At 46.7% G+C, this 10,849-nt stretch carries 7 protein-coding genes and 1 pseudogene; 2 read left to right on the forward strand and 6 right to left on the reverse strand.

Annotated elements, in window-relative coordinates:
• Positions 1–25: 25 nt before the first annotated feature.
• Entirely contained in the window at positions 26–2,260 is a 2,235-nt protein-coding gene (locus L5M18_RS08120) for a heavy metal translocating P-type ATPase (protein ID WP_263196506.1), read from the forward strand.
• Positions 2,261–2,672: 412 nt separating this feature from the next.
• A complete protein-coding gene (locus L5M18_RS08125) occupies positions 2,673–4,265 on the forward strand; it encodes an ABC-F family ATPase (protein ID WP_173497118.1) in 1,593 nt (530 codons plus the stop codon).
• Between the two features lie 188 nt (positions 4,266–4,453).
• On the opposite strand, the gene L5M18_RS08130 is transcribed toward L5M18_RS08125, so the two are convergent.
• From L5M18_RS08130 to L5M18_RS08155, 6 genes and pseudogenes are all read right to left on the reverse strand, one after another.
• Positions 4,454–4,978 (reverse strand): lipocalin family protein, encoded by a 525-nt coding sequence (locus L5M18_RS08130; protein WP_106650068.1) that lies wholly within the window; start codon positions 4,976–4,978, stop codon positions 4,454–4,456.
• 118 nt (positions 4,979–5,096) lie between these two features.
• Positions 5,097–5,975: a DMT family transporter gene (locus L5M18_RS08135; protein ID WP_263172222.1), complete on the reverse strand. Its 879-nt coding sequence runs from the start codon at positions 5,973–5,975 to the stop codon at positions 5,097–5,099.
• A gap of 97 nt (positions 5,976–6,072) precedes the next feature.
• Positions 6,073–8,667: an FAD-binding protein gene (locus L5M18_RS08140; RefSeq protein ID WP_263196507.1), complete on the reverse strand. Its 2,595-nt coding sequence runs from the start codon at positions 8,665–8,667 to the stop codon at positions 6,073–6,075.
• 132 nt (positions 8,668–8,799) lie between these two features.
• Positions 8,800–9,828, reverse strand: a complete 1,029-nt coding sequence (locus tag L5M18_RS08145) for a diguanylate cyclase (protein WP_263175322.1) — start codon at positions 9,826–9,828, stop codon at positions 8,800–8,802.
• A gap of 301 nt (positions 9,829–10,129) precedes the next feature.
• On the reverse strand, positions 10,130–10,618 hold the full coding sequence (locus tag L5M18_RS08150) for a transposase (RefSeq protein ID WP_263196509.1): 489 nt from the start codon (positions 10,616–10,618) through the stop codon (positions 10,130–10,132).
• Positions 10,615–10,849 (reverse strand): annotated as a pseudogene (locus tag L5M18_RS08155) (IS4 family transposase); the annotation flags it as partial. The gene L5M18_RS08150 and the pseudogene L5M18_RS08155, both read right to left, overlap by 4 nt.

Here is a 10,849-nt window from a genome sequence, read left to right on the forward strand (position 1 = left end):
TGAAACATCAAGTGAGGGATCTCCCATGTCTATGACCAGACTCTATGTCGCCAATATGAATTGTGCTGGCTGCGTCGCAAAAATTGAAAAGGCGTTTGCCGCCCAAGAGGGCGTCGAAGCGCGTGTGAATCTCGCCGATAAGCAAGTGACGGTAGAAGGCAAGATGAGCGCTGATACCGCCTTGGCTGTGATGGCAAATGCGGGTTATCCGGCGCAGGTCGTTATTGATGCTAAAGTCGCCGCCGAAGAAAAACGCCTTGAAGATGCCGCCGAGTATCGACTGCGGATGCGCCAAGCTATAGCTGCGCTCGTTGTGGGTGTTCCCATGATGCTGTGGGGATTACTGGGCGGTGAAATGATGATCAACAGCCCAAACCTGCAGTTAGGCTGGGGCATCATGGGACTGGTCACTTTGGCTTTACTCATCACCACAGGCAGACATTTTTATCAAGGTATGTGGCGGGCGCTAAAAGCCAAAACCACTAACATGGATACGCTGATTGTGCTGGGTACCAGTACCGCGTGGGCCTATTCCATGCTGGTGGTCATTATGCCGAGCGCATTCCCTATGGATACCCGCCATGTGTACTTTGAGGCAAGTGTGATGATTCTAGGTTTAATTAACTTAGGTCATGGACTCGAGCTTAAAGCGCGGGGCAAAACCAGCGAAGCGGTGCAGCGACTGCTCGGGTTGCAATCCACTACTGCGATTCGTATCACGGATAAGGGTGATGAAAAGGTTGAGATAAGTCAGTTGAAACTGGGCGATAAGCTGCGTTTGCGCCCCGGTGACCGAGTTGCCCTTGATGGTGAGGTCGAAACGGGACAATCCCTACTCGATGAAGCCATGCTCACAGGTGAGCCTATTCCTGTCCTTAAAAATCGGGGAGACAGTCTGAGCGCGGGCACAGTCAACGGCAATGGCAGCCTAGTTTACCGAGTTACGGCGGGGCAACAAGATACTAAGCTCGCCAAAATCATTGCACTGGTGCAACAGGCACAAACGTCAAAATTACCCATAGGTCGATTGGCCGATAAGATCTCCGCGGTATTTGTCCCTACTGTGGTGGCGATAGCGCTGCTGGCGGCGGCTATTTGGTATTTTGCAGGTCCAGCGCCCGCCTTAAGCCATGCGTTAGTGGTGCTGACAAGTGTGCTCATCATAGCTTGTCCCTGTGCGCTGGGGCTGGCTACGCCTATGTCTATCATGGTGGCTGTGGGCCGCGCCGCCCAAATGGGCGTGTTAGTCAAAAATGGCGAAGCGTTGCAAACCGCCAGTAAAGTTGACTGTGTGGTGCTGGATAAAACCGGCACTGTCACCTTAGGTAAGCCGCAAGTCACTGACTTTGTATTAGTACAAACACTGAGTGATGCCGATAAAGAAACCTTGCTGGGCGAAATTGCAAGCCTTGAGCAGCACTCTGAGCATCCGTTAGCGGGGGCGATTGTCAGTTATGCCAAGGAATCACTCCCGCAATTGCCCGATACACAGGCATTTACGAACCATCAAGGTAAGGGGATTGAGGGTAAGGTCGATGGCGTATCGCTGGCGATTGGTAATCTCGCCTTGATGACGGCATTGGAGATTGTCAATTCCGATGGCAGTGCCTTAGATCCTAACGCGACATTCAGTTTTGCGCACCAAGGTAAAACCCCGATTTATATCGCGAAAGCGGGCAAGTTAGTGGCCACTATCGCGCTGGCTGATCCGATTAAACACGATGCTAAAGACGCCATCGCGGCCATGCAGCAACGGGGCATTCGTGTGGTGCTGTTAACGGGGGATAACCCACAAACGGCGCAGGCGGTGGCCGACCAAGTGGGCATCACCGAAGTGATTGCCGGCGTACTGCCCGAGCAAAAACAACAGCATGTGCTGGATTTGCAAAAGCAAGGGCATGTGGTGGCTATGGTTGGGGATGGCATTAATGATGCCCCCGCCCTGATGAGCGCCGATGTGGGGATCGCGATGGGATCGGGCACTGAGGTGGCGATTGAAAGTGCGGACATCACCTTGTTGTCGCAGCAATTGATAGTGATTGCTAACTTATTGGCATTGTCGCGGGCGACGATTACCAATATTAAGCAGAATCTGTTCGGCGCCTTTGTGTATAACAGTTTGGGTATTCCGGTTGCGGCGGGCGTGCTTTATCCACTTACGGGCATGTTATTAAGCCCTGTGATCGCGGGTGCAGCCATGGCTTTGTCTTCACTTACTGTCGTCACGAACGCCAACCGCTTAAGGCGGCAGAAGTTATAAGCTGCCTGTGCCCAAAAAAGCTCAATATACTGAAATGGGTATCTTGAGCTAACTCTGGGCTATGTCCACATTAACACTTACCACATAAGTCCTTAGCAGATAGTCCCTAAACAGATACTCCTTTAGCATCGCCAAGCTTTGCGACGCTAAGGGTCATCCGATTGTCATTCTGCTCGAATACATTGAAAGCTAAGCCAATAAGGTAAAATTAATTACGCTTCTCATACAGGCATAGTGCGGCGATCTCGGCATTCCCTCTGGCTTTCTAGCCGCCTTTTTAGTTGATAATTTAGCCCAAACTGCTATAGTGCCACGTTTATTTTTACCCCTTCGGCATAGCGTTATTTGGTTTATGCTTATTTAAAGCGGCGCCAACGGGCTCGGCCAACATTACTCGATTTGGAAGTTCATTTTGATCACAACAGCAAATATCACCATGCAGTTCGGCGCTAAGCCACTGTTTGAAAACATCTCAGTTAAATTTGGCGGTGGTAACCGTTACGGTCTTATCGGCGCGAATGGCTGTGGTAAATCGACCTTCATGAAGATCCTGTGTGGTGATCTAGACCCTAGCAGCGGTAACGTCTCGTTAGATGTGAATGAGCGTCTGGGTAAATTAAGCCAGAACCAGTTCGGTTATGAAGAATTCAACCTGATCGATACCGTGATCATGGGCCACCGCGAACTGTGGAAGGTAAAGCAAGAACGTGACCGTATTTATTCTTTACCCGAAATGAGTGAAGAAGATGGCATTACCGTCGCCAACCTAGAGATGGATTTTGCTGAGATGGACGGTTATACCGCCGAATCCCGTGCAGGCGAATTACTGTTAGGTGTAGGTATCGGTATTGAAAGCCATTTTGGTTTGATGTCTGAAATCGCTCCGGGTTTAAAACTGCGTGTATTGTTAGCACAAGCCCTGTTCTCTGATCCAGACGTGCTGCTGCTTGACGAACCTACCAACAACTTGGACATCGACACTATCCGTTGGTTACAAGACATGTTGAACCAACGTAGCAGTACTATGGTTATCATTTCGCACGATAGATATTTTTTAAACTCAGTCTGTACTCATATGGCTGACTTAGACTACGGCGAACTGCGCGTTTACCCAGGTAACTACGACGAATACATGCAAGCAGCGACTCAAGCTCGCGAGCGTTTATTGTCTGATAATGCGAAGAAAAAAGCCCAGATCTCTGAACTGCAAACCTTCGTAGCACGCTTCTCGGCTAACGCTTCTAAGGCGAAACAAGCCACCTCTCGTGCTCGTCAAATCGACAAGATTAAGTTAGATGAAGTAAAAGCCTCTAGCCGTGTGAACCCCTTCATTCGTTTCGAGCAAGAGAAGAAATTATTCCGTAATGCCTTAGTGATTGAAAACCTAACGAAAGGCTACGACACTCCGTTATTCAAAGACTTAAACTTAATTGTTGAAGTGGGCGAGCGCATTGCGGTATTGGGTGAAAACGGCGTCGGTAAAACAACCCTGTTACGTACCCTGATCCATGACATCCCGCAGGATGCAGGTACTATCCAATGGTCTGAAAACGCTAACATTGGTTATTATGCACAGGATCATGAGTCTGATTTCGCTAACGAAATGACCTTGTTCGAGTGGATGAGCCAATGGCGCAAGCCAGAAGATGACGACCAATCGGTACGTGGCATCTTAGGCCGTATGTTATTTGGATCTGACGACATTAAAAAGTCAGTCAAAGTGCTGTCTGGTGGTGAGAAAGGTCGTATGTTATTCGGCAAGCTCATCATGCAAAAAGCCAACATTTTAGTGCTCGACGAACCGACCAACCACATGGATATGGAATCGATTGAATCACTGAACAACGCGCTGGAAATGTACGAAGGGACCTTGATTTTCGTGAGTCATGACCGTGCATTCGTATCGTCTCTGGCAAACCGTATCCTCGAAGTGACTCACACAGGTGTGAATGACTTCAGAGGCACTTACGATGAGTTCCTTGCCAGCAAAGGCATTGAAGTCTAAGGTTATTCGCTCATTTAGCAGCATGTGTAAATACATGCATTTAAATACATGCATTTAAATACAGTGCAGCTAAATGCAGCATCAATAAAAACGTCGCAATGTATTGCGGCGTTTTTGTATCCATTTGCTGTCTTTTTATCTAGCGATTAGCTTTCGCGCACTCGATTTTAGTGCATTGGTGGCACTCGTTAGGGTGCTGACTCTTGCTGCACATAAATCAAATTGTCGGTATCAAAGCCGCGGGCTTTAGACATTTCAACAAACTTTTGCAGTACCTCGGGTGGCACAGTCGGGGTTTTAGCCAATAGCCACAAATAACCCGTGTCTGGTCCCGATATAAAAGCGTATTGATAGTTTTCATGATCTAATTCGAAGACCACATACGATCCATAAAATGGCCCAAAGAAGGAGACTTTCAAATAGCCTTCTGAGTCCCCATTCACAAAATAGGCCTTTCCTTCGGCTTCTTTCCATTCGTTTTTAGCCGCTGAAAATCCACGGTTAATGACCCTAACACCGCCATCCTCTTTCAGGCTGTATTCTGCGCTAACTTGGCTTAAGCCTCTTTCGAATGAATGATCTAATCGTGCAATTTCGTACCATTTACCTAAGTATTTATTTAGCTCAAAATCATTCACGGGTTGAACCAGTTTAGGCATGCCTAAGCAACCGCTGAGCAAAAATATACTAATGACTAACAGTAACTTTCTCAATTTGACCTCCTGATCTTAAGTCTTAGTCGCACGTCTTAAGTGCAATGTTCAATCAATCCTCTATCGAGCTTACACTATTTTCTTCACATTATTTCAGCTACTTGGCAAAGGTTGTTGGTTAGCCGCTCGTAATCAATACTTTGCGCTGACTGATAAAGCCTTGGCTAATGCCGGCCAGAATAATCAAGCCGACACCGCTTAATTGCATGGGACTCAAGGTTTCACCAAATATCCACCATGCTAACGTCACTACGATAACCGGTTCCACATAGGCGAGGGTGCCAAAAGTGACAGCAGGCAATTGGCGTAGGGCTTTTACCGCCAGCAAAATGGCTAAAAATCCGGGGAAGAATCCAATCGCAATTAACCAACCCATTTGCGGCAAACTTGGCGTTAGCGGTGCATTTATCACTAAGGGCAGTAGGCACAAAGCGCCGACACTAAGCTGCACTAAAGTGCTTTGATAGGGCGAACTCAGGCTCGGTTTTCGGTTGATTAACATAAAACCGCAGTAGGTTAATAAGGCGAGTAGGGAATAAAAATAGCCTAATAATTCAGTGTGATTGCTCGCTTGCTGCGGCCCTGTTGGGATCATTAACATAAAGCCCACCAGCGCGACGACCACGCTTGCCATGCTTAAGCGGGTGAGTTTTTCGGCAAAGAAATAATGGGCGAAAATAGCCGACACTACAGGGGCTAAGTAAATAATCATGATCACATTGGCCATTTGGGTGTACTGAATGGCTTCAATGTAAAATGCCATAAAGCCCGCGAGCATAGCACCGTTAACTAAGTTACGCTTACTCGGTCTATGGCGAATCTGATGGCCTTTACCTGTGAGCAGCATATAAGCCAATAGAAATAGGGCACCGAGCAGTAAGCGGTAGAAGGTAATGTGCTCGGCGGGCAGGGCGGCAAAGCGCGCTAATACACCGATTGTGCCCATAAGAATGGCCGCCAATAGGGCAAAAATGATAGCTAAAGCTGAGCTTGGCATAGACAACCTGTAACTGAAGAATTTAAGGGCGACACCGTCTGTGGACGGTGTCGATTTTGCCTTAAAAACTCACCCTAGGCTATGCCGATGTATTAACTTAGATAATGCTTTTACGTGAACGGAAATGGTTAAAGCTATCTTGGCTGTAGGCCGCCTTAATCCGTTTTAACGCGGCGTAATTGTGGTCAAAGTACACATCTGTAGGGATGCCCTTATCTTTGAAACTGATAAAAGCGCCCGAGGTGTTGGGGATGTCATAGTTTCGGCTGGCATCAATCCAATCGAGTGCACGATTGATGCGGGTAAACACTTGGCTATCCTGCAATTGTTGTTTCTCTTGCAGCGCGTTATTCCACCAAGTTTGATATTGAATTGTGTATTGTCTGTCCTTGTAGGGGAAGGCGCTGCGGCTCTTTTGCTCTTCGCCCATAGTGCGATAATAATCGCCCGCAATGGCGCCAAGGGTAACATAGGTAAATAGCCCCAGTTGGCGATTGCCTTCAAGCACATAGCGAGAGGTTAAGCTTTCGAGCAGTGGCTTATAACCGTCCCTCAGGCCCGTTTGATTCACTAAGCGCGAGGTGACTTTATGGGGTGCGGGCTCATCCAAATCGGGTGGCGTCGGTGAGCGGCTTATGCCTTGTAAGTCCGCTTGCAGATGATGAAAAGATTCCCTTTCCCAACTGGGCATTAAGTTTTCACCGTAGGCTTTGGTGAGTCCGCCCATACCCTCAATGCGAATATCATTGGGGATTAGGCCAAATTCATTAAATTGTGTCTGGATAAAGTGGGTTAGGCTGGCGGAATTGCCCTCCCAAAAACCATACATCAAGCAGTTATGCGTAATTGAGTCAGTTTCTATGTCGGGTGTTTTTTGTTGTTCTACGGGTAAATGTTTGGCATTAATCTTGAGATTAGTACCAATCAAACAGCCAGTGCTGTCGGCATTTATGATGCCTTCCCAGCGCTGTAAAATGTCTTTAGTTGGGGTGTGCTCAATGAGTTCATGGGTTTGTTTATCGTAGCAATTCCATTCTAATTCAAACTTGATAAGGCAAGGCGGTAGTGGAAAGGTTTGCACAAAAAAGCGGGTCACAATGCCATAACTTAACCCACCGCCACCCTTGAGCGCCCAGAGTAACTCAGGTTTATTGGCAACAGAGACGACTTGAGTTTCACCAATGCCGAGGACGATTTCTGCCTGTAATAGGGATTCGCAGCACATGCCGTGTTTGCGGGTCCAAGGTCCTGAGCCGCCGCCCATAATAAATCCCGCTATGGCAACACTGCCACAGGTGCTATGGGGGAGCATCACGCCTTGTTTGGCAAGCGCTGTGGTGAGATTGATAAAGCGATTGCCTGGGCCAATGGCCGCAATACCTGTAATGGGATCTAAAGTGAGGCTATCCATCTTCAGCAGATCTAACACTACGGTATTCGTTTCAGTGCTTTCACCTTCGTGATCATTCCCACCCGAGCGCACGCTGATTGGCAAGTTATAATCAATAGCCGCCTTATAGGCGATTTTGACTTCTTCAGTTGACGTGCATTTGATGATCGCCAGTGGCTTTTTTTGTAACCTGCGGTTGAACAGTTGGCAAGCCTGTTGATAGGCAATCATTTGCTTACCTGTGCTGACCGAAAGTTGCTGCTCACTATAATAATGGCCACCGGTAATAATATTATCGGCCGGAATGTGTGCGCGAACTTCATTGATGAAATTAACAAAGTTTTTGGCTTGAGTGATCACTAAGTTTTCACTAATACGCACTTCAGCACTTAATTCTTCTTCGGTCGATTGAATAATCAAACAATCCCGTTCGAGTTCATTTTTAACGGTGACTTTAATATTGGAGCGATAGGCCGTCAGCGATTTAAACACTTCAATATTGAGTGTAATATCCGCTTGATTACTCGCTGTGTAATTCACTAAATAACTAAAATTTGGCCAAGTGTTATAGTTACATTCAATAATGTAGGCTCGGCGCTCGTGGGGCGGAATAATTTTAGGTAATTGTTGATTATAGGTGTTGCTATCCGCAGTGGTTTTTATGAATTGATGTTCAGTATCATTAAATATGACCAGCAGCACTTTTTGCCTTTTAAGTGGGATAAAGTTTTCACCACGAATATTATGTGCATCTTGGTGCAGGTAAATGTAAAGGTTATTTTCGCTAATTGATCTTTGTTGCGCTGGATTACGGTAATAGTCAACGATTTCAGTTCGGGTTAATAATCGATTGAGCAAGGTGATGCCAAATATTTCACCATCGAAATGTGTATCGCGATGATTCGGTAAAGACACGTTTTCAATTAAAAATTCATTGTCGGCAACCAGTGACAGATTATTGAGTTGTGTATGGGTAATTTCACCATCCACATAACAACTTATTTCATGGTATTCATGGCAGATAGATAATAAGTGCCACTGACCGTCGTTAAGTCCACCTAAGGTTGATATTGCCTCAACCCGCAGTAAGGTGGTATTAATCACGCATTCAATATGCCCCAGTGAATTAATATCCACTGCAAAATAGGTATCTTCTCGATCGGTTTTATAATGGAACACACGCCCACCTGCGCTAGTTTTCAACCAACACTGGTAAGTGAATATGGCAAGGGGGGACGTGCTCACGGGTAAGCTTTTTTCAATCACTGCCCGTATATTTCTTGATGCCTCAAGCTTGTCCATATTCATGTGTCCTTTCGTGTGCTTTATGTATTTTCCTCAATGCGCTAAAGCGCCTACTGAGGTCATTCATCCCGTTGTTGATCCATCGCGGATAACTAAGCCGCGGGCAAACAAGTCGCCAATTAATGGGTATTAAAGCGATGTATTGATCCTGTCACGGCCATCGGCTTTGGCGCGGTACAATGCGGTATCGGCGGCGCACAGCATGGCGAGTGAGGTACGGAACTGGCCATTGATTTCACTCGCAATCCCTTGACTCGCGCTTACAGAGACATAGTCGCGCAAGCCTTGCTCAGTAAAGCGCAGGTCATTAATCCCTTGCTGCACTTTTTGGGCAATCGTCAGTGCCATTTTGGCATTGTGGCTTGGTAGAATTAGCGCGAATTCTTCGCCGCCGTAACGCGCTGCCAGGCCAACTTCTATCGGCACTATGTCAGCAATCACTTTGGCAATCTTTCGTAGACATTCGTCCCCTTGGATATGGCCGAATTGGTCGTTGAACACTTTGAAGTAATCCACATCGATAATCACCACGCTGATCGGGCGCAACTTACCTGTGCATTCTTCCCAATAGTGATGCAGCATTTCATCAAAATATCGGCGGTTCGCCAGTCCTGTCAGTGAATCTGTGGCGGCCAATTTACGTAGCTTTTGATTTTCCGCTTTGTGCTGCGTCAAATCGTGCATCATCATCACAAACAGAGGTTCATGGCTGGGGATGTAGGAAATGGAAAGCTCAACATCTTTTGCTTTGCCTGAGGCTGTAATGAGGGTGATTTCTTCGGCGGAGTGCTGCACTGGGATACCGCAATTTTTGCCTAATTTAATATCATTGCTCAGCAGATTGTCGTAGCGAGCTTGGTGGTGTTCTGTCAAAAAGTTGCGCCAATCTTGTCCCTTCAAACTGGCCTGCGGGCATGTTAGTAAGTCAGCACCTTTGCTATTGCTAAAGTAAATGTAACCTTGGGCATTGACGATAATCACCGGTTCAGTCAGATGCTGAATAAACTGTTGAATCGTTTCAATCGAGGCATGTTCGAAGAAGGTTAACGGCAATGCGGGCTCGACCAAGCCTTGCTGCGCAGTGCACTGTGAACCATTGCCTTCACCCACAAGTGATAATGGATGTTGTGAACGTGTCAGTTTAGGTGAGCTTGTCATTGTTATCATTCTCCGTGAACCTAATGCCATCTGCGCTAAGCGCTTTTCTGATGATGACTTTATTCTTCGCAAAGAAAAGATACCTTCTGCTTACCTTCTGGTGTAATCTTTTGATTTTAAATGTTTTAAATTTACTCTTCTCACGGTAAATTCTCAGGTTTAGCTGAAACGTGCGAGGTTTTTGGGCATGGCTAAGTTGAAAGAGCGGTACCCATGAGTGGATTTTTGGCTATTAAGCGGCAAGCGCAAAGGATTTTAGTGTCGAAATTTAACTGCAGATAAAGAGTGAGGAACGGTTCGTTTACCCTAAAGGTTGATTTGGATGCAGAGCTTCGCTACTCGATTTTCCTCTACACCATTTACCACCTTGCTGAAGTTTGAAAGCGCACATCGCATCCCAACGACCACTGATGCCACTGTACTGGCGGCGAAAATCTTTAGCAGAGCTGAGCCAAGCATCTGATGCAATCCCTAACTCATTGAGCAATTTTGGTCGCTGGTTATCGATAAATCCTTTTTTATCATGGCGAATCGCGCGACCCGTCCAATCGATAAGTTCCAGATAATCGGCAAAATGAAAGGGGATGCCCGTTTGTCGATGAAGGTGCGTTGCACCATCAAATTTTGCGAGGGATTTATCTGGTGTTGGCTGAGAGTTATCTATTGGGGTTTTGGCTATCAGTGGTGTGATACTGTTAGGGGAAAGCGCATTTAGACGTTCTTGAATTGATGTGAAATCAGAAGATTGCAAAGAATCTGCAATCCCTGCTCGAATCTGTCTCTTGATCACATCTTTTGCTCAAGAGACAAGGCTAGCTGGTAACCTTCAAGGATGGTTTGCAGTTTAAACCATCCTTGCCATAACCTTTCCCAGCCCACAATTCCGCTTCGTTTGCTGTCATTCCAGCCCGCGAGTTTTCCTAATCTTAGATAAGCCCAATGCACACTGGGGACTTGTTCGGGCGGTTGGCTTTTTTCCGTCTTTAGCCATAACAACTTCCAGGCCAATGGGCTTAACAGG

Origin of the sequence: Shewanella sp. SM20 (assembly GCF_025654545.1) — a bacterium.
GTDB classification, from domain to species: Bacteria; Pseudomonadota; Gammaproteobacteria; order Enterobacterales; family Shewanellaceae; genus Shewanella; species Shewanella oncorhynchi.